Source organism: Pandoraea sp., from assembly GCF_041919235.1.
Classification (GTDB): domain Bacteria; phylum Pseudomonadota; class Gammaproteobacteria; order Burkholderiales; family Burkholderiaceae; genus Pandoraea.
In genome coordinates, this window is record NZ_JAYRUC010000014.1 from 129,027 (window position 1) to 147,767 (window position 18,741).

General features: G+C 58.5%; 14 protein-coding genes and 3 pseudogenes. 11 read left to right on the forward strand and 6 right to left on the reverse strand.

All coding sequences use genetic code 11. The annotated features are described in order from the left end of the window. Positions 1 to 543 precede the first annotated feature (543 nt). From dnaA to gyrB, 3 genes are all read left to right on the forward strand, one after another. Entirely contained in the window at positions 544 to 2,100 is a 1,557-nt protein-coding gene (gene dnaA, locus ACE3UG_RS13255) for a chromosomal replication initiator protein DnaA (RefSeq protein ID WP_374624541.1), read from the forward strand. Positions 2,101 to 2,339: 239 nt separating this feature from the next. Continuing rightward, positions 2,340 to 3,446 (forward strand): DNA polymerase III subunit beta, encoded by a 1,107-nt coding sequence (gene dnaN / locus ACE3UG_RS13260; RefSeq protein WP_374624543.1) that lies wholly within the window; start codon positions 2,340 to 2,342, stop codon positions 3,444 to 3,446. A gap of 179 nt (positions 3,447 to 3,625) precedes the next feature. Then, complete coding sequence (gene gyrB / locus ACE3UG_RS13265; RefSeq protein WP_374624546.1) at positions 3,626 to 6,103, forward strand: DNA topoisomerase (ATP-hydrolyzing) subunit B; 2,478 nt, start codon at positions 3,626 to 3,628, stop codon at positions 6,101 to 6,103. Between the two features lie 280 nt (positions 6,104 to 6,383). Here the strand turns inward: gyrB and ACE3UG_RS13270 are convergent, their stop codons facing one another. Genes ACE3UG_RS13270 through ACE3UG_RS13285 form a run of 4 tightly spaced genes read right to left on the reverse strand, consistent with a single transcriptional unit; the run spans position 6,384 to position 9,465 of the window. Then, on the reverse strand, positions 6,384 to 6,725 hold the full coding sequence (locus ACE3UG_RS13270) for a DUF6527 family protein (protein ID WP_374624548.1): 342 nt from the start codon (positions 6,723 to 6,725) through the stop codon (positions 6,384 to 6,386). Next, positions 6,716 to 8,113 carry a ThiF family adenylyltransferase gene (locus ACE3UG_RS13275; protein ID WP_374624550.1) on the reverse strand — a complete coding sequence of 466 codons (1,398 nt, stop codon included), beginning with the start codon at positions 8,111 to 8,113 and terminating at the stop codon, positions 6,716 to 6,718. The genes ACE3UG_RS13270 and ACE3UG_RS13275 overlap by 10 nt, the downstream gene beginning before the upstream one ends. Next, entirely contained in the window at positions 8,110 to 9,213 is a 1,104-nt protein-coding gene (locus tag ACE3UG_RS13280; protein ID WP_374624552.1) for a multiubiquitin domain-containing protein, read from the reverse strand. The genes ACE3UG_RS13275 and ACE3UG_RS13280 overlap by 4 nt, the downstream gene beginning before the upstream one ends. 30 nt (positions 9,214 to 9,243) lie before the next feature. Then, on the reverse strand, positions 9,244 to 9,465 hold the full coding sequence (locus ACE3UG_RS13285; protein WP_257958940.1) for a DUF2188 domain-containing protein: 222 nt from the start codon (positions 9,463 to 9,465) through the stop codon (positions 9,244 to 9,246). Positions 9,466 to 9,623: 158 nt separating this feature from the next. Here ACE3UG_RS13285 and ACE3UG_RS13290 point away from each other — a divergent pair, with 158 nt between their 5' ends. From ACE3UG_RS13290 to ACE3UG_RS13300, 3 genes are read left to right on the forward strand one after another with little or no spacing between them, the layout of a single operon-like run. Continuing rightward, on the forward strand, positions 9,624 to 9,974 hold the full coding sequence (locus ACE3UG_RS13290) for a helix-turn-helix domain-containing protein (RefSeq protein WP_257958941.1): 351 nt from the start codon (positions 9,624 to 9,626) through the stop codon (positions 9,972 to 9,974). Continuing rightward, complete coding sequence (locus tag ACE3UG_RS13295) at positions 9,971 to 10,525, forward strand: ImmA/IrrE family metallo-endopeptidase (RefSeq protein WP_374624555.1); 555 nt, start codon at positions 9,971 to 9,973, stop codon at positions 10,523 to 10,525. The genes ACE3UG_RS13290 and ACE3UG_RS13295 overlap by 4 nt, the downstream gene beginning before the upstream one ends. After that, a complete protein-coding gene (locus ACE3UG_RS13300; RefSeq protein WP_374624557.1) occupies positions 10,522 to 11,907 on the forward strand; it encodes an exonuclease domain-containing protein in 1,386 nt (461 codons plus the stop codon). Before ACE3UG_RS13295 ends, ACE3UG_RS13300 begins: the two co-directional genes overlap by 4 nt. Positions 11,908 to 12,109: 202 nt before the next feature. Here ACE3UG_RS13300 and ACE3UG_RS13305 read toward each other — a convergent pair. Then, a pseudogene (locus ACE3UG_RS13305) lies at positions 12,110 to 12,457 on the reverse strand (ATP-binding protein); the annotation flags it as partial. Between the two features lie 59 nt (positions 12,458 to 12,516). Between ACE3UG_RS13305 and ACE3UG_RS13310 the strand changes: the two are divergent. Further along, a protein-coding gene (locus ACE3UG_RS13310) for an IS3 family transposase (RefSeq protein WP_374624559.1) occupies positions 12,517 to 13,697 on the forward strand; the annotation gives its coding sequence in 2 pieces (ribosomal slippage) (positions 12,517 to 12,799 and positions 12,799 to 13,697; 1,182 coding nt in all). A 22-nt stretch (positions 13,698 to 13,719) separates the two neighbouring features. Here the strand turns inward: ACE3UG_RS13310 and ACE3UG_RS13315 are convergent. Further along, positions 13,720 to 14,643: pseudogene (locus tag ACE3UG_RS13315) on the reverse strand (IS110 family transposase); the annotation flags it as partial. A 172-nt stretch (positions 14,644 to 14,815) separates the two neighbouring features. Between ACE3UG_RS13315 and ACE3UG_RS13320 the strand changes: the two are divergent. The 4 genes and pseudogenes from ACE3UG_RS13320 to ACE3UG_RS13335 form a co-directional block, all read left to right on the forward strand. After that, complete coding sequence (locus ACE3UG_RS13320; protein ID WP_374624561.1) at positions 14,816 to 15,283, forward strand: DDE-type integrase/transposase/recombinase; 468 nt, start codon at positions 14,816 to 14,818, stop codon at positions 15,281 to 15,283. Between the two features lie 30 nt (positions 15,284 to 15,313). Then, complete coding sequence (locus ACE3UG_RS13325) at positions 15,314 to 15,541, forward strand: IS3 family transposase (RefSeq protein ID WP_374624563.1); 228 nt, start codon at positions 15,314 to 15,316, stop codon at positions 15,539 to 15,541. A 288-nt stretch (positions 15,542 to 15,829) separates the two neighbouring features. Then, positions 15,830 to 18,376: a type VI secretion system Vgr family protein gene (locus ACE3UG_RS13330; protein WP_374624565.1), complete on the forward strand. Its 2,547-nt coding sequence runs from the start codon at positions 15,830 to 15,832 to the stop codon at positions 18,374 to 18,376. Positions 18,377 to 18,379: 3 nt separating this feature from the next. Further along, positions 18,380 to 18,741, forward strand: a pseudogene (locus ACE3UG_RS13335) (hypothetical protein); the annotation flags it as partial.

Here is an 18,741-nt window from a genome sequence, read left to right on the forward strand (position 1 = left end):
TGGCGGAAATCGTCCGATAGTTCAATTTCTGCCGCTGGAGCGGGGTGCGCGCGGGGGAGATATCCAAACGGTCGCGGAATTGCTGCAGTTGCCGGGCATTTGCGCAGCCATGACGCAAACTCAGGCGGGTTAACGCGGCACGTCCGCTCGAAAATGTCGGCGCTGTGGGCATTCCTGTGGATAACTCGCTTTGCCGACGCTTTGGCGGTAAAATCCCCCATCATTTTTTTTCCCAGCAGAGCACCGGTGACGCCGCCATGTGGACAGCGCGCCGGGTTTTGTCGTCTGCGCGCGCCGAAGCCGGCCGAACGCGCGGGGCAAAACCCGAACGCAGCGCCGTGGTTCGTGTGTTCCCGGACGCCTGCAATGCGTCGCCGGTCCGATTCGACCCCGGCCGACAATCGGTCAGCCCCGAGCTTGGGGACGCGATTTCCGGCTTGGTTTGCAACGCGCTGCCCCCCTGTCCGATGGATCTGACACGGGGCGGCAAGTGCGTTGACCGAAGCCGTCGGACGGACCGCGCGCCACCTGGATACACGCTGCATGAACGACTTCTGGCAACACTGCGCGACACGTCTCGAACAAGAGCTGACGCCCCAGCAATTCCGCACCTGGATCAAACCGCTGGCGCCGCTCGACTTCGACGAACAGGCGCGCACGCTCAGGATCGGCGCCCCGAACCGCTTCAAGCTGGATTGGGTGAAGAGCCAATTCTCGGGGCGAATCCAGAGCATGGCGTCGGACTATTGGAATGCCCCCATCGAGGTGACGTTCGTACTCGATCCGAAGGCCGGCATGCGGGTGCCGTCGTCAACCCCTGCCCCTCCTCCACCCGCTCGTTCACCCGCGCCGACGCCGAGCGCGCCGCCGGCTCAGGCGCAGGGGGGCGGCGCGGCGCGCGCGAATTCGGGTGGCGGTGCGGCACAGGGTGCTGCGGCCGGTCGGCAGGGGGCCGACACGGCGTCGCTCGATGGCGAACGCCCCGATCTGGAAGCGAGCGAGGCCGAGGCAGTGCGCCGCAATTGGCGTGTCACGCCGCAAGAGCCTGTGCAATTGGGGGAAGTCGAGTCGATCTACGAGCGCTCGAAGCTCAATCCTGTGTTGACCTTCGACAATTTCGTGACGGGCAAGTCGAACCAGCTCGCCCGAGCGGCGGCGATCCAGGTCGCGAACAATCCGGGCACGTCGTATAACCCGTTGTTTCTGTATGGCGGCGTGGGTCTGGGCAAGACCCACTTGATTCACGCCATCGGTAACCAGTTGCTGGCCGAGAAGCAGAATCCGCGCATACGGTACATCCATGCCGAGCAGTACGTCTCCGACGTGGTCAAGGCGTATCAGCGCAAGGCATTCGACGAATTCAAGCGCTATTACCATTCGCTCGATCTGCTGCTGATCGACGATATTCAGTTCTTTTCGGGCAAGAGCCGTACGCAGGAAGAATTCTTCTATGCATTCGAGGCGCTGATCGCGAACCGGGCGCAGGTCATCATCACGAGCGACACGTATCCGAAGGAGATCACCGGCATCGACGATCGGCTGATATCGCGCTTCGATTCCGGGTTGACGGTGGCGATCGAGCCGCCCGAGCTTGAAATGCGTGTGGCGATTCTTATCAAGAAAGCGCAGGCCGAGGGGGTGGGACTGTCGGAGGACGTGGCGTTCTTCGTCGGCAAGCATCTGCGCTCGAACGTGCGAGAACTGGAAGGCGCGTTGCGCAAGATCCTGGCGTACTCGAAGTTCCATGGGCGCGAAATCACCATCGAGCTGACGAAGGAAGCGCTGAAAGATCTGCTTACGGTTCAGAATCGTCAGATTTCCGTCGAAAACATTCAAAAAACGGTAGCCGATTTTTACAATATCAAGGTTGCCGACATGTATTCGAAGAAGCGGCCGGCGAATATTGCGCGGCCTCGGCAGATTGCCATGTATCTGGCGAAGGAGCTCACGCAGAAGAGCCTGCCGGAAATTGGCGAGCTGTTTGGCGGACGCGACCATACGACGGTGCTGCACGCAGTACGCAAGATTGCGGAAGAGCGAGGCAAGGATGCGCAGCTCAATCACGAGTTGCATGTGCTGGAGCAGACGCTCAAGGGGTAAACCGGAAGAGGCACGAGGGTGGCGGGCGGGGTTGCCTGTGTCCCTGTGGATAAGCTGGGAGCGGATTGGGGGAAACTGGCGTTTTCGGGCACAATAGCGGATCGGCGCACAATGTGTCCCCTGATCGTCCACAGTGTTTTCCGCCCTGTTATCCCTTCCGCAAGCGATTGATCGATAAGGGAATCTTCGGGTTGTCAGCGCAAACTGACACCCGTTAACAGTTACTACGAAGGATAAATATGCAATTGGTCAAAACTCAACGAGACAATCTGCTGCGGCCGCTGCAAATTGTGAGTGGCATCGTCGAGCGTCGCCATACGTTGCCGATTCTGGCCAATTTGCTCATTCGCAAGCACGGACAGGACATTTCCTTCCTGTCGACCGACCTCGAGTTGCAGATCACCACCACCGCCGATTGCGGTGCCGGCGCCGATGATGTGGCGACGACCGTGGCGGCTCGCAAGTTGCTCGACATTTTGCGCAATATGCCGGACGCCGAGGTGGCGTTGTCGCTGTCTGACAAGCGTTTGACGGTGCAGGCTGGCAAGAGCCGTTTCCAGTTGCTGACGCTGGCGGCTGAAGATTTCCCGACGGTGGCTGCCGCGAAGGACTACACCGCGAGCTTCAAGCTGCCGCAGCGTGCGTTGCGTCAACTATTGGGCATGGTGCATTTCGCCATGGCGCAGCAGGACATCCGTTACTACCTGAACGGGATGTTGCTCGTGGTCGAGGGCGAGAAGATTGAAGCGGTGGCGACGGACGGGCACCGTCTGGCGTATTGCAACACGACGATTGCGGGTCAGGATTTTGCGCGACAGGAAGTCATCATTCCGCGCAAGACGATTCTGGAGTTGCAGCGTTTGCTTGAGGATATCGACGATCCGGTGAACATCGACGTGGCGCCGAGCCAGGTGAAGTTCAGTTTCGCGAATGTCGAGTTGGTTTCGAAGTTGGTTGAGGGCAAGTTCCCTGACTTCAACCGTGTGATCCCGAAGGGTTACAACAAGAGCTTCGTCATCAGTCGTGAAGAGTTGCATCGTTCGTTGCAGCGTGCGGCGATTGTGACGTCTGACAAGTTCAAGGGCGTGCGTTTCCTGGTCAGCGAGAATCTGCTCAAGATCAGCGCGAGCAATGCAGAGACTGAAGAAGCGCAGGAAGAGATCGAGATCGATTTCACGGGCGAGTCGGTGGATATCGGCTTTAACGTGACGTACCTGCTCGACGTGTTGTCGAATCTCAAGGTCGAGCAGGTGAAGGTGAGTCTGGGCGACGCCAATTCGAGCGCGCTGATTACCTTGCCGGACAACGACGAATTCAAGTATGTCGTGATGCCGATGCGCATTTGAGCGGATATTCCGCCATACGCGCCGTCATATGCGCGAAGGGGCCGAGCGCCCCTTTGGCGTTTCTAGAGAATTATCCTTTTGCGGGATAAGCTGCCTTCGGGGCGCCAAAAGGCGCGCGGAGGGGGCAGGTCATGAAGCAGTAATTCGTCAGTTAATGACGCAGTAACCGGAAGATTGTCATGAGCGAACAGCAAAAGCAGGCCGACAGCGGCTATGGTGCAGCCTCCATTCAGATCCTTGAAGGTCTGGAGGCTGTGCGCAAGCGTCCCGGCATGTACATTGGCGACACGTCGGACGGCACGGGCCTGCATCACCTGGTATTCGAGGTGTTGGACAACTCGATCGATGAGGCGCTTGCCGGTTACTGCGATGACATCCACGTGATCATTCACGCGGACAATTCCATTTCCGTGACGGACAACGGTCGTGGCATTCCCACGGGCATCAAGTTTGACGACAAGCACGAGCCGAAGCGCAGCGCGGCGGAAATCGTGATGACCGAGTTGCACGCGGGCGGCAAGTTCGACCAGAACAGCTACAAGGTATCGGGGGGGCTGCACGGCGTGGGTGTGTCGTGCGTGAACGCGCTCTCCACGTATTTGAAGCTTACGGTGCGTCGTGACGGCAAGAAGCATTTCATGGAGTTCCACCGAGGTGTGCCGCAGAACCGCGAGCTTGAGGTGGTGGACGGCATCGAGACGTCGCCGCTCAAGTTCTTGGGCGATACGGACAAGCGTGGCACGGAAGTGCACTTCCTGGCGGACGAAACGATTTTCGGCAAGGTTGAATTTCACTACGACATTCTCGCCAAGCGTATGCGGGAGCTGTCCTTCCTGAACAATGGTGTGCGAATTCGACTGACGGATCAGCGCACGGGCAAGGAGGACGATTTTGCGTTTGGTGGTGGCGTGAAGGGTTTTGTCGAGTACATCAACAAGACGAAGTCGGTGCTGCACCCGACGGTGTTTCATGTGACGGGCGAGCGCGATGGGATTGGCGTGGAAGTCGCCATGCAGTGGAACGACAGCTACAACGAGACGGTGTTGTGCTTCACGAACAACATTCCGCAGCGTGATGGCGGCGCGCACCTGACGGGGTTGCGGGCGGCGATGACGCGCGTCATCAACAAGTACATCGACGAGAACGAGTTGGCGAAGAAGGCCAAGGTCGAGACGACTGGGGACGACATGCGCGAGGGTTTGACGTGCGTGTTGTCGGTGAAGGTGCCGGAGCCGAAGTTCTCGTCGCAGACGAAGGACAAGTTGGTGTCGTCCGAGGTACGTGCGCCGGTGGAAGAGTATGTGGCCAAGGCGCTGGACGAGTTCCTGCAGGAGACGCCGAACGACGCGAAGATCATTTGCTCGAAGATTGTCGAAGCGGCGCGTGCACGCGATGCGGCGCGCAAGGCGCGGGAGATGACGCGTCGCAAGGGCGTGCTCGATGGCGTGGGTTTGCCGGGCAAGCTGGCGGATTGCCAGGAGAAGGATCCGGCGTTGTGCGAGATTTATGTGGTCGAGGGCGATTCGGCGGGCGGATCGGCGAAGCAGGGTCGCGACCGTAAGTTCCAGGCGATTTTGCCGTTGCGTGGCAAGGTGTTGAACGTTGAGAAGGCGCGATTCGACAAGCTGATTTCGAGCGAGCAGATCGTGACGCTGATTACCGCGTTGGGTTGCGGCATTGGCAAGGACGACTACAACATCGACAAGTTGCGTTATCACCGCATCATCATCATGACGGATGCTGACGTGGACGGTGCGCACATCCGTACGTTGTTGCTGACGTTCTTCTACCGTCAGGTGCCGGAGCTGATTGAGCGTGGTTATGTGTATATCGCGCAGCCGCCGTTGTACAAGGTCAAGCACAACAAGGATGAGCGGTACATCAAGGATGAAGGCGAGTTGGCGCAGTACATGCTGAAGCTTGCGATGAACAATGCGGAGCTGACGCCGTCGACGGGGGCTGCGCCGATTGCGGGCGATGCGTTGGGCGAGTTGACGCGCAGTTATCAGTTGGCCGACGGGGTGATTGAGCGCTTGAGCCGGATTTATGAGGCGTCGGTGTTGACGGCTGTGACGGAAGGTGTCGAGATCAATCTGGACAACGAGGAAGCGGCGAAGCAGTCGGCGCAGGCGTTGCAGGCGGCGTTGAGTGACGACCCGCTGGCGCCGGAGATCACGGTGACGGCGGTGATGGAAGACGTTGAGAATGCTGAATCGGTGGCGGCGTTGCGAGTGGAGCGTCGGCATCATGGCAACGTCAAGGTGAGCGTGATCGATCCGGACTTTTTGCAGACGGCGGACTATGCGCAGTTGCAGAAGACGGCGGAGACGTTCAAGGGGTTGATTGGCGAGGGTGCGACGATCAGGCGCGGCGAGCGTTCGCAATCGGTGGCGAACTTCAAGGCTGCGATGAAGTGGCTGATGGCCGATGCGGAGCGCAATGTGTCGAAGCAGCGCTACAAGGGGTTGGGCGAGATGAACGCGGAGCAATTGTGGGACACCACGATGGATCCGGCGGTCCGCCGCCTGCTGCGTGTGCAGATCGAAGACGCGATCGCAGCGGATGGCATCTTCACCACGCTGATGGGCGACGATGTTGAACCGCGTCGTGCCTTCATCGAGTCGAACGCGCTACGGGCCGGGAATATTGATGTTTGATGGGTGTTGCTGTCGTAGGCGTAGGGCGCCAGAGTATGTGCGACTGGCGCCACAGTTTTGCGACTGTGGGACGGAGTTTGTGCGACTGACCTATCTCTGCCCGTGTCTTTTCCCCTCGAGAGGCCAGCGGCGGAATCATAATCCGCAGGTCCGGGGTTCGAATCCCTGATTCGCCACCAGTATCAAAAAAGCCCTGATTTTTCAGGGCTTTTTTCTTTTCAGCGATACGCTGGGGGTCCAAAGCGGGGGGCCACTCTTATATAGAGTGAGCCCATGCGCCTCATGACACCCAATGCACGCGTCCTCGCCGAACCCAAAAGTGCGAGCGGCAACCGGCATTTCTCCACACTGAGGGATGCAGGGTCGGACGATTGGCTTCAATCGCGAGTTTCCAGCGATTCTTGGATGCTGGCGAAAGCGATAGCTCGATCACCTCCCCGCAGCCACACGGGCACATCATGACAGCGGCCCAAGGCTCGCCCTCATCGATCATGCGAATCAGTCGACGTCGTGTGATTTTTTCTGGCGGCTCATCGCCATGCGCATCGACACAGACAAAGTCGCCTCGGAACCAAGCTACCAAGCTCTCCCAAGAGCGTGAGACCAGTTGTATCAACGACATCGCAGATCCTCAAGTGCGGGCAAGCCAAGGAGGGGAAATTCCAATCCGCGACCGGCGTGCGCTTGGGGCGTGGCTTGGAATGACTCTTCGGCGAGGTAATCATGCTCCTCGGCTGCCAGATCAAACTTGGTTCGGGCGTAGCACGAATTAGGTTCCAAGCGGTAGCGGTAACGCCTAGCGATGAACTCCTGGACGACGGCGCTGGCCGCGCGCATGTTCAACGTGATCACTGACGGTGCTTCTTCGTTGGCGCCGGGCATATAGCCCTCCCCTACCAGCTGCTTGTAGGCCTCGGGGTCTCGCTCGCGCTTTTCCTCTGCTGCCAAGCGTTGGGGCGTGTAAACACCTCGGTCTCCCAAGCTCGATCGCTTGGGCTGGACGTAGTCCACGCGGCCGCTGATATTGGAAATCGCCATTTCGCCATTAGGGTGGTAGACGGGAATGGAGACGCCCACGTCGAAGAGGGGTTGGACCATTGCAGCGGCCAAGCGGTCAGCAATGTGCCTGCCGCCAAAGCTGTCCACGCAGGAAAAGATGATGTCCGCCTCGGCCACTGCTTCGATCGCCTCACGCGTGCCGATCCGGAGCGGGAGGACCTCGACGCGTGCGGACGGATTGATTCGCGCCGCAGCATCCTTGAAGACATCGACCTTCAAGCGAGCCGCATCGGCATCGGCCTTCGTAGAGTTAAGGATCCGGTTGAGATTCTTGTCCTCGACATGGTCGTCGTCGATCCCGATCAGCTCACCGACGCCCATCCGAAGGAGCTGCTCAGCTACTACGCTTCCCGTTCCCGAGATGCCAATGATGGCAATGGAGAGGCGGGAAAGCTCTTCGCGCATTGCAGCGGAAAACGCTAGGGGGCTGGCCGCGTTGGGGGCCGCATTCCAGTACAAACGCAGATCGTCACCATAGATCGCGACGAGGTCGATGGGGTGGGGGTGCATCGTCTCGTCGTAGAGTCGGGCTTTGACCCCGCCGTCCGGCAGCATGATTGCCGTGCCATGCCACTGGCCGCACGCATCATCGGCGTGGCCATAGGGGTGGAGATAGGGCATGAGCTCGCGGTCGGACGCGTCGTCGAGCCGGGAAAAGTCGGGGTAGCCGCTTGGGTGTGAATGGATCAGCACCAGGGACAGTCCGCCTTGCGTCGAGCGGTCGAGCCAGGGATCTAGCACCGCACTTGGCCAGGTGAGACGATCCTCCTCCCGCACGCACAACTCGTGCGGCACGAGGACAACTTCACGCACCAGAAGCTTCAAACGCCTCCCGCGCATCCGCGTGCACACGAGGATGGCGGCTGCTTCCTTGTCGTCGCCAGGGAATAGGTGGACCATGACTCGGGCATGGTCCACGCCCGCCATCACCAGTGTGCCGCCGCGGTTCACGCCCCGACCTCCCGGGTAATCGCGTGCTCGATCAGGGCGAAGTGGGACTCGAGGTTATCGACCCCAGGCGTCCACTCGCTCCCTGCGCCACGGTGGCGGGACCACCGCTGGAACTCGGTGCTGGCGATCAACTGACGGTGCTCTGTCTGGGGCGGCGCAGCCCCGTTAGCGGTGAGATGGGGATTGCAGAAGAACATGTCGAGCTGGGCGCTGGGATAGCTTTCGGGAATCTCAACGGCGATAGTGCAGCGAGAGGCATTGTAGCCAGCCGGAAGCGGGTGGCCCTCTACGATCAACCAGCGGCCGCCGTCGATAATGGTCTGCCAACGCAACCCAGCGCTTGCGAGGAAGGAAGCATCGTCCGGGAGCAGGCTGAAATCGCGGCGCGCATCCTGGGTCCCGTCGCCGTTGTCGACGTTAGCGGGGGCGACGCGCAGGCGCTCGACACCGGGCTGGCTCAGATCCAGGACGTCGTCCATGCCGACCGGACGGATGGCATGGTCCTTGACCTTGAACTTGACCTCCCAGGACTTGGAGACGTCGAAACCCGCACGGATCAATGCGTCGCGGACGATGATCTTTGGCTGATCGAACTCGTAGTCCTTGTCCCGGATCTGCAGGCGCCAACTCGGCTTCTTCGTGTAGAGGCGTTCGACGCCACGCGCCTCCAGGTCGATTACCTCTCCCGGTGCAAGCAAGCGATCTTCTGCGTCGGTGAGTTCGAACCATAGGCCCATCTGCTCGTCGACACGGCCGATGCGGCGGACCATTTCGACATCGAGGGGCCCCGCCCAGGCGTAACGCTCCTCGTCCAGCGTGAAATAGCGGACGCCATCGGCCTTCATGGCGAAGAACTCGGCCAACGGTTCGCGGCGCGGCAGGTTGATTACATCGCCGAGGGCGACCTCGTTCGTTGGCCCGCGCTCCGGCCAGTGGATGAGAGCGTAGTCGGCAGTCGGACGTAGTCGGGCTGCGGCCAGGATCTGCTCGCCGGTCGGGGTCGGGTCATTCAGTTCGACCACATCTCCATTAACGCGCACTGCGGTCTGTGCGCGCTCCGCGGTGTGATCGGGCGGTTCGCCGCTGTCGTGTTGGGTCATGTCGTTGGTCTCGGTGTGAGGGCGAGTTGATCAGCCCTTCGGCGGGAAGGGGTCGTTGCCGTAGCTGTTGGAGTCGCGGATGCGGCCATCGGGACGGTGGATGACAACCTCCCCGCGCTCGCGAATCGCTTGGCTGCGGGCGGCCTCCGTGGCCTCCGCCTGGGTGCGATGGGTGCCGCCGACGCGGCTGGCACCCTCGGAGCGGGTGGCCCAGCCGGAGCCATGCGGAACAACGTGAACGCGCTTACTCATCTGAATCTCCTGGCGGGCCTATCCCGCGTTGGATACATCAGACCATCAAACTGGGGTTTGTGTCAATACTGCAATCATTAAATTAACAATGTTTTCATGGCAAACATCAAAGTGTTTGTAGTGTTGACATCGACCCCTACCTGGGGTGAACATTGCTTATGCGAGATGAAGAGATATATGGGCTTTTGGGGCGCGCGATCGCCGAGCGTCGGTCGAAAATTGCGCTGACACAGCGTGAGCTGGCATCGATGGTTGGCGTGTCTCGCGCCTCTATCGCCAATACGGAGCGTGGTAGGCAGACCGTATCGGTTCACAACCTCTATGCAATCGCTGCAGCTCTCCAAGTCGACAGCCTGGCAGAACTTCTGCCACCGCTCCCGCAACGAAGCTCACCCATCGACATCGAACTGAAGTCATCCTACGAGTCGGTAAATGCGAGTGAAGCAGCGAGCGTTATGAAGTTGATTGACAGCATTTCAAAGACGGAAGGTGCGAAGGTGCGTAAATGACTGACGATCGCAAGGCGAATCCAGTGATGGCCAGAATGCGGGCGCGGGAGGTCCTTAGCCAGGCGGGGATATCAAAGGCCCCGGTGCCCGTCGAACGCTTGATCAAAAAGCTGTCGATCGTGTTGCGTCATGAGGCCTTGGACGAGGATCTCTCCGGCATGGCCTACATCCAAGGCGGCCTATCCATGATCGGCATTAACGCGAGTCATCATCCCAACCGACAGCGATTCTCTGCAGCGCACGAATTGGGCCATCACATTCTGCACAGAGTGGAAATCACCGGGACGGTCCATGTGGACAAAGGCGCCACGAGAATGTTGTTGCGCGATGGGGCCTCGTCTTTGGGTGTGGATCGCCTCGAGATAGAGGCCAACGCGTTTGCGTCCGAACTATTGATGCCCAAGGAGTTACTTGTGGCTGAAGTGCGCGGCGTTCCGATCGATGTGGAAGATGACCAGCAGGTTGAGGAGCTGGCCAAGAAGTTCAAAGTGAGTACGCATGCTATGCGCTTGAGGTTGCTGGGTCTGTTGAGCGAGCAGCTCACAGCATGAGTTTCGTTTTTTACGATACTGAAACCACTGGTCTATCCACCCGATTTGACCAGATCGTGCACTTCGCTGCGATCAAGACCGACGCCGAATTGAGGGAAGTTGATCGGTATGAAGTGCGCTCGCGTCTGCGGGCGCATGTCCTGCCGCATCCCGAGGCGATGTGTGTCAGCGGTATCGGCATACATCAATTACTCAATCCCAGCTTGCCTTCGCATTACGAGATGGCATGCGAGATTAAAGCCAAGCTGGACGCATGGACGCCTTCGATATTTGCAGGATACAACTCGATCCGGTTTGACGAGGAGCTTCTGCGCCAGACACTCTTCCAGACGCTGCATCCGGTGTATTTGACCAGTCTGCGCGGAAATGGGCGCGCCGATGTGATGGGGCTGGTCTTGTCGGCTGTGGCGTCGGCCCCTCACTGTCTTGTCGTGCCGACTGATGCATCGGGCCGTCGCAGTTTCAAGCTGGCAGATATCGCGCGAGCAAATGGCATCGTGCACTCCAAGGCGCATCATGCGATGTCCGATGTGGAGGCTGCGCTAGAGCTCTGTCGACGATTGAGGGAAGCGGCCCCTGATGCGTGGCAGTCATTCGTGCGTTTCTCCAATAAGGCTGCAGTAGCCCACTTTGTCGACGGCGAGGATGCCTTCGTGCTCACGGAGTTTTTCGGCGGTAATTCCTATACCTCGCCCGTTGTCTCGCTGGGGCAGCAAAGCGGCATGGTAAACGGGCGCTTGTGCCTGATTCTTGGCGCTTCAACCCGCGGCATTCTCAGCGCTTCCGTGGATGAGCTTGGCGAGCTCCTGTTCGCAAAGCCATCGCCCATACGTCGCATTCGAACAAACAGTGCTCCTGTGCTGGCGCCCCTATATGATTTCGAAGATGGGCGGTTCGATATGGATATAGATGATATCGAGGCGTTGGCACGCGAAGTCCGAGGGGACACAGCGCTTTGCGCGCGCCTGATTTCGGTCTTCGAGTCCCGCGATAAACAGTGGCCCGCATCGGCGCATGTCGAGGGGAGGATTTATGACGGATTTCCATCGCCTTCTGATGGAGGAATCATGGAGCGCTTCCATCAGGTGGGCTGGAAAGAGCGAGTAAGGTTGCTGGATCGGATTGCAGATGAGCGTTTCCGCATACTCGGCGAGCGCTTGGTTTATCACGAGGCACCGCAAGAGCTTAGGCCAGATCAAAGGCATCGCGTGCTCTCTGGGTTTACGTTCAAAACGGGAGATTCACCAGATGGCCCGCTGTCGCGCGAAGGCGCAATCGCCTACATTGATGAGATGAGGGGGCAAGCCCCGGCGCACCATCTGGCTCTGCTGGATGACTATCGAGCATACTTGGTCCAGATTGGATCGACCGGGGTTTCATAGGTACTTATCCTTGAGGATCTGCATCAAGCGCCACCGCATGATCGGAGAATTCCAGACGATGTCAGGCGCGCTGTTTTGCGGCGCGATGGCTATAAATGTCTCCATTGCGGATGAACTCCGTCCGAATGTGTCAACGCCGGTTCAAATCTGACCCACCTTCCGGCATATCGCCGAAGTAAATCTGACCCACCCGGGCTCCGTATCACACGGCGGCTTTCGCGCCGGCCCGCGTGGTTTGTCCAGCCTTCCGTTTGTCCTTCAGTCGGTAGCTCTCACCAGCAATCTGTACGATATGGGCGTGATGCAGCAGCCGGTCGAGCATCGCTGCCGTCAGCGTCTGGTCATCGGCAAACGCCGTGGCCCACTGCGTAAACGGCAGATTACTTGTGAGTACGATGGCACCTCGCTCGTATCGCTTGGCCACCACGTTAAAGAACAGGTTGGCCTCCTCGCGTCCAAACGGCAGATAACCGATTTCATCGATAACCAGCAGCTTCGGGCCGACCACGGCGCGGTTAAAAAACTCGCGCAGCCGATTTTGTTGCTTTGACCATGCCTCGAAACGACGTACAGCAGAGAAGTTGGATAATCTGTTGAACGGAGGTCAATATGGGCGAAAAAGGCGTACCGAATCGTCGCTACACGGATGAGTTCCGAGTGGAAGCGGCGAGGCTGGCAAATTCTGTGGGACACAATGAGGCGGCACGCCGTCTCGGCGTGCCGGTGGCAACCATCGGCAACTGGGCGCGCAAGCTGCGCGAAGGGGTGGCGAGCACGTCTGACGCGGCAGCCTCTGTGAGCCGTGCCAAGCCCGGCGTATCAGAGCTGGAAGCCGAGGTCAGTCGGCTGCGCAAAGAGTTGGCCAGTGCGAAGCTTGATGTGGAAATCCTCTCAAAAGCGACGGCATACTTCGCGAAGGGGTCGCGGTGAAGTATGCGTGGATCGACGCTCACCGCGACCAATACGGTGTAAGCCGTCTGTGCCGAGTGCTGGCGGTCTCGAGAAGTGGCTACTGCCAATGGCGGGTGCGACGGCCGAGCGAGCGCCGGCAGCGGCAGGCTGCCTTCGATGACGAAGTGGCGCGCCTGCACGCGCAAAGTCGCGGCTGCTACGGACGCCCGAGACTGGTCAAGGCGCTGGCCGCACAGGGTACGAAGACGAGCGCAGAGCGTGTGCGCCGCAGCTTGATACGTCAAGGGTTACGGCCGGTGTACCGGCGAGCATGGCAGACAACCACAGACTCGGCGCACCGCTTGCCGGTGGCACCGAACCTGCTGGCGCGACGCTTTGATGGCTGGGCGCCGAACCAAGCGTGGGTGGCGGATATAACGTACCTGCCCACAGACGAAGGTTGGTTGTATCTGGCGGCCATTCTGGACTTGGGAAGTCGCCGCATCGTCGGGTGGTCAATGTCCGAGCGCATCGATGCGAAGCTCGTGTGTACGGCGCTGCGCTCGGCGTACTGGCAACGTCAGCCGCCTCGGGGCTTGATTGTGCATAGCGATCGCGGCGTGCAATACGCGAGCTGGGCACACCACGAGCTTGCCCAGGGGTACGGCATGGTCATGTCGATGAGCCGGCGCGCCAATGCTTGGGACAACGCGTCGATGGAGAGCTTTTTTAAGACGCTAAAAGTCGAGCAAACGTCGCGATGCCACTACGAGACGCGAGCGCAAGCACGATTGGACGTGGTTGATTGGGTTGAAGGCTTTTACAATCGCCAACGCATTCATTCGTCGATCGGGTACCGCACGCCGTCCGATTACGAAGCGATGCAACAAGTGGCGTGAGTTGCTGTACGTGAAATCGAGGCAAGGTCACGTTCCACGGTCGACGATTTTTTAACTGGCTAACCCATGCACCCGGGTCTTTCGTGTGCGTCATGACAGACCGCGCGCCGTGGATCAGTAGCGTGCGTAAATAGGTGTCACCGCGCTTGCTGATCCCATGTAGATTTACGCGGCCGCCAGATCCAGTCTGCTTTGGGACAAGCCCTAGCCACGCGGCGAACTCACGCCCGGAGCGAAACGCCTTCGGATCACCTATCATCGCCACTGCCGCAGTTGCAGTGAGCAGTCCGACACCCGGGATTTCACTTACTGCTCTCACAGCCATGTCGTCCTTCTTCCAATCGCGCATTCGCCGTTCAATTTCAGCAATCTGCTGATCAAGCTTTGTGAGGCCGTTCCATTGCTCGCGTAACGTTTCGACTAGCGCTGCTGGCAATCGATCCGAAATTCGGGCGAATACCGCAGGGATTTCGTTGTCGAATTTTGCTCGACCCTTACTCATTACTTCGCCGTATTCCGTCAACAAACCACGCAAGCCATTAACCTGCATTGTGCGAAACTTTACTAATTGCGTACGCATCCTATGCAACGCTAGCATCGCCTGTTGCATTTCCGTCTTTATTGCGACGGGCTTGCATGGCTGCTGCACCGCTTGCCAGATGGCCTTGGCGTCCGCCGCATCATTTTTGTTGCGAATATTGAATGCCTTAACGTATTCGGCAGGTATCAACCGCACTTCGTGGCCCAGCTTCGCGAGCTGCCGAGCCCAATGGTGTGCGCCACCACAGGCTTCCATGCCAATCAGGCATTGCGCTCGATTCGCGAAATGCTCAAGAAACTGCGCTCGCTTTATCGGCTTGTTCACAATTTCCCCCGTCTCCTGGTCTACGTAGTGCACCTGAAACACGCTCTTCGCGATGTCTATACCAACAGGCATTAGATTCATGATGAGACTCCCTGATTGACTAGGAATGGAGCATTCTCCGCTTCGGCGTATCGATTTCGTCGAATCGTAAGAATCCTAGTCCATTCCTTCGAGATCTCGGGTGGGACGCGCTCATACCATTACTACAGTACGTACTACTATCGGGTCAAAGCGTTGGCCACCCCAGACCGGTATGGTGGGCTCAAGGCGAAGATTCAGCTGTCTATGCTGCACATCGCGGCTTGTATGGCTATCGTCCATCACCTTGACTATCCGCAGTGATGGCGAGCTAGTCAATCACAAGAAGGTGCAGCGCCTCATGAACGAATTGGGAATCAGGTCGAGGGTGCGCCGGAAGAAGTTCCGGTCGTACCAGGGCGAGGTCGGCGAGGCCGCGCCGAACCTGCTCAATCGTGAATTCACCGCGTCGGGCCCAAACGAGAAGTGGGTTAGCGATGTGACCGAGTTCCGGGTCGCGGGGAAAAAGCTGTACCTTTCTCCGGTCATGGACCTCTACAATGGGGAAATTATTGCCTACGAGTCGAGCCATCGCCCCGACTTCCCGATGGTCATGGGCATGCTCAGGAAAGCTGTCACGAAACGCGGGAATGCGGCTACACCGACGCTTCAGTCAGACCAAGGTTGGCACTATCGCATGTGACCGGGCCGAACGGCACTGGCGCGCTATGGAATGAAGCAAAGTATGTCGAGAAAAGAGAACTGCTTCGATAACGCGGCCATGGAAAGCTTCTTTGGCACTCTGAAGGCCGAGTACTTCCATCTCACGGACTTCGAAGACGTCGACGCATTACGGGTAGGCCTGAAGGGCTACATCGATGACTACAACCGGCACCGCATCCAATCGAAACTTGGTGGACTGAGTCCCGTGGAATATCGAATGCGAGCGGGAAAAAACTAACGCTTCAACGTCCAACTCTCGGGGGCCAGTTCAAAGCCGGAGCGATTCACAACCCTTTACGGGCTGGGCTTTAGCTCGGGCTCATGATCGCCTGGAAACGCGACGAAAACCCCTCGCTCAGGCTCCTCCGCCATTGGACAGCTCTCGTCTTTGAAGTCTTCAAAAAAAGAGATTTTGCCCATATTTCTCGCTAGACATTTGTGATTCACTATGTCTTTTGCGACGGTACTCTGCTCGTGCTCCGAATAGGCGCGCTTTGGTCGTCACGCGCTCTCCCTCCGCTATCGCATGCAGACGATTCAAGATGTACTCGCACGTGCGAGCTCTGTCGTATCCAATCCTCTCCTTCTAGAAGTCGCCACGCTCGAGTCATCCATTGATGTTCTTGAGTTTTCACTCTCCGAGGAGATGAATCGGCCGTTTCTGGCTGACATCACGGTGACCTCTCTCGACAAGCAAATCGACAGTGCGCTCGTCGTTGGCCGCCCGGCGATCTTCAAAGTCGACGTGCGTGCAAGCGTGTCCGGCCTCATTGATCCGGTGCAACGCACCGCGCGCATCGTGCACGGGGTTGTGACGCGCTGGACACGAGTCAAGACAACGCGCGACGAGGCCACGTACAGGCTGCACCTGCGTCCTCGCCTGGCATTGCTCGAGGAAATCCACGACTCCGCCGTATTTCAGGATAGAACGCTACAAGAGCTGCTGACCGACACCCTTATTGGAAATCGCAGTGTTAGCGCGCAGCAGGCTTCTACAGATCCGATTGTGGCCTGCGGGACGTTTGAATCCTACGACGTTGAGTTCGCGTTGGAGGGGCTGGACACGAAGTACGAGCAGACGCTGATGTACGAAGAGACGGTCGGGAATTTTATCGATCGTCATTGTCGACGTTCTGGCGTCTATTACTACTTCAAGCACGCTGGGGCGAGCGAAGGGCCTCAGCGTGACACGTTGGTGTTCGGCAACACCCCGCGGGGGTACATGCGCTCACTGGAGGTTCCAATCGTGCCTTACTCCGGCACGCTTAGCGAGCATGAAGCGATCCTGTCGTTGGAAGTCACACGGGAACTGGTCGCGCAGACCGTGCGGGAATGGGATCACAACTACCGCAGTCCGGATGATCCTTTGAAAGTTGAGTCTGTCGTTGCGCAGGATGATCGTTCCGTATTCGGTAGTGTCAATCGCAGCATCGAGCATTTCCATAGTGTCGACGAAGGGAAGGTGCTGGCTGATGTGCGACGCGACGAACTACTAACCAAGCAGACACGTATCACCGGCAAGAGCAACGTCACGGGCATGATGCCCGGCATGGTAGTGCGGATCTCGGAGGATGCGCCTGCCGAAGCCCCTCACGGCATCGTCATTACGAAGCTGGTGACGACGGGCAGCCGCCAATCGTCAATCGTTAACGAGTTCGAAGCGATCCCGGCGCACGTCACCTACCGCCCCGAGTACGTGCCGCAGAAGCACTGGCGTTGGGTGAGTGGAACGCTGATCGGCACGATTGAGTCTTGCGACGACAAGCCATACGCCTGGCTGGACGAGTATGGCCGGTATCGGGTGAAGTTCCAGTTTGCGCGGCGCACCCAGAAGCGTGGCACGAACAGCATGCTATTGCGTTTGTTGCGCACATCCGCGTCCTACCAAGGTGGCTTGCACTCCCCGCTGTTGCCGGGAACTGAGGTTCGAATCGGTGCGACGCAGGGCAATATCGACCGCGTTTATATCGCTGGGGCGCTACACGACTACAGCCAATGCGACCCAGTGCACGGCAAGGAAGGCTGGTACAGCCGCGCGGTATGGCGTTCGCCGCTGCTTGGTAACAAGATTCGCTTCGACGATCTGAAGGGCTCGGAGGGCGCGAAGGTCGCATCGGTCTTCGCCAAATCTAGCATGTCGCTCGGTTACTTGGTTGATGGCACAAAGAAGAAGCGCGGCGAGGGGTTCGAGCTGGCCACGCGAGCGTGGGGGACGGTACGCGGCGAGAAGGGACTATTCTGGTCGGCCGATCCGTTCACGAATGAGAACGCGTCGCAAGTGGAAATGCAGGCGGCATTGAGCCAGCTCAGAGCCGCGCTTGACGAGGCCGAGTCGATGCGCACGCTTGCGCAACAGGCAACAGCGGAGTTGGCAGAGGTGAAGGCGCAGCAAGCGTTGCTGGAAGACTCGTTCAAGGATTTACAGAAGGCGGTCATTCTCCTTTCAGCCCCTGACGGGATCGGTGCTGTGACACCAAAGAGCATCCAGCTTTCCGGAGGTGAGCATCTCACCGCAACTGCCGGCGCGAACACCGATTTCAGTGTGGGGCACAACTTTACGGTTGCCTCTGGAAAAGCCATTTCCCTCTTCGCGAACCAGAACGGGATCAAGGCGCTGGCGGCCAACGGCAAAGTCGATGTTCAGGCGCAACGCGGTGAAATGAGCTTGATTTCGAACGACGGGATGAGTATCGCAAGTGCGAACGGTCGCGTGACGATTTCGGCCAATGAGGAACTCCTGCTGGTCTGTGGTAGTTCGTATTTGCGCATCACTCCAAGCGGCATTGAAGATGGTACCCACGGTGATCGTACGATTCATTCTGCTTCTTATCAGAAGCTCGGTCCCCAGGGCGTGTCGACAGCCATTCCTTCGTTACCGTCTGTGGCGGGTAATTTTGATCAGGCCTACGTGGTGAACTGGAGCGGAACGCAGATACCCGCAAGCAATGCGAAGTATCAACTGTTTTCCGAAGGAAAGCTAATTGCTGAAGGCGTAACCAACGCCAATGGCGAAACTTCATTGGCGAAAAGCCATGTACCTCAAAACGCTGTTCTGAACCTTCTGGAAGATTGAACCGTGGCCGGAACCGGCGATTCGAAAGTTGTGCGTTTTTTTGTTTCGCAAATGACACCATCGGGCCATACGCAACGTGCCGTGGCTGAAAAATCGAAGTGTGACCTTAATGTCCCACCTGCGGCTGACTCGATCATTGGGCAGTGCGAGTACTACTACCGGCCGCTGGGGTGCGCGTATCCGGAGATGGTTGAGAAGCTCAGCACTTCGAGTGCATGGACAACCGTTAAGGCGTTCGCAACGTCGTGGGATCCATGGACTGACAAGGAACTGGCTAAGCGCCTTCTATATCGCCGAGAGCAGTTGATTCCGCCGCAGTGTACTGATTCGGACTGGTCACGCCATAGCAACTTCATGATGCGGCA

What these genes read in the sequence shown, in the direction of transcription:
- ACE3UG_RS13300 (WP_374624557.1), top strand. Translation starts at nt 10,522, where the DNA reads ATGAGTTTCGTTTTTTACGATACTGAAACCACTGGTCTATCCACCCGA.
- ACE3UG_RS13270 (WP_374624548.1), bottom strand. Translation starts at nt 6,725, where the DNA reads ATGTCGTTGATACAACTGGTCTCACGCTCTTGGGAGAGCTTGGTAGCT.
- ACE3UG_RS13330 (WP_374624565.1), top strand. Translation starts at nt 15,830, where the DNA reads ATGCAGACGATTCAAGATGTACTCGCACGTGCGAGCTCTGTCGTATCC.
- ACE3UG_RS13280 (WP_374624552.1), bottom strand. Translation starts at nt 9,213, where the DNA reads ATGACCCAACACGACAGCGGCGAACCGCCCGATCACACCGCGGAGCGC.
- dnaA (WP_374624541.1), top strand. Translation starts at nt 544, where the DNA reads ATGAACGACTTCTGGCAACACTGCGCGACACGTCTCGAACAAGAGCTG.
- dnaN (WP_374624543.1), top strand. Translation starts at nt 2,340, where the DNA reads ATGCAATTGGTCAAAACTCAACGAGACAATCTGCTGCGGCCGCTGCAA.
- gyrB (WP_374624546.1), top strand. Translation starts at nt 3,626, where the DNA reads ATGAGCGAACAGCAAAAGCAGGCCGACAGCGGCTATGGTGCAGCCTCC.
- ACE3UG_RS13320 (WP_374624561.1), top strand. Translation starts at nt 14,816, where the DNA reads ATGGTGGGCTCAAGGCGAAGATTCAGCTGTCTATGCTGCACATCGCGG.
- ACE3UG_RS13295 (WP_374624555.1), top strand. Translation starts at nt 9,971, where the DNA reads ATGACTGACGATCGCAAGGCGAATCCAGTGATGGCCAGAATGCGGGCG.
- ACE3UG_RS13290 (WP_257958941.1), top strand. Translation starts at nt 9,624, where the DNA reads ATGCGAGATGAAGAGATATATGGGCTTTTGGGGCGCGCGATCGCCGAG.
- ACE3UG_RS13285 (WP_257958940.1), bottom strand. Translation starts at nt 9,465, where the DNA reads ATGAGTAAGCGCGTTCACGTTGTTCCGCATGGCTCCGGCTGGGCCACC.
- ACE3UG_RS13325 (WP_374624563.1), top strand. Translation starts at nt 15,314, where the DNA reads ATGAAGCAAAGTATGTCGAGAAAAGAGAACTGCTTCGATAACGCGGCC.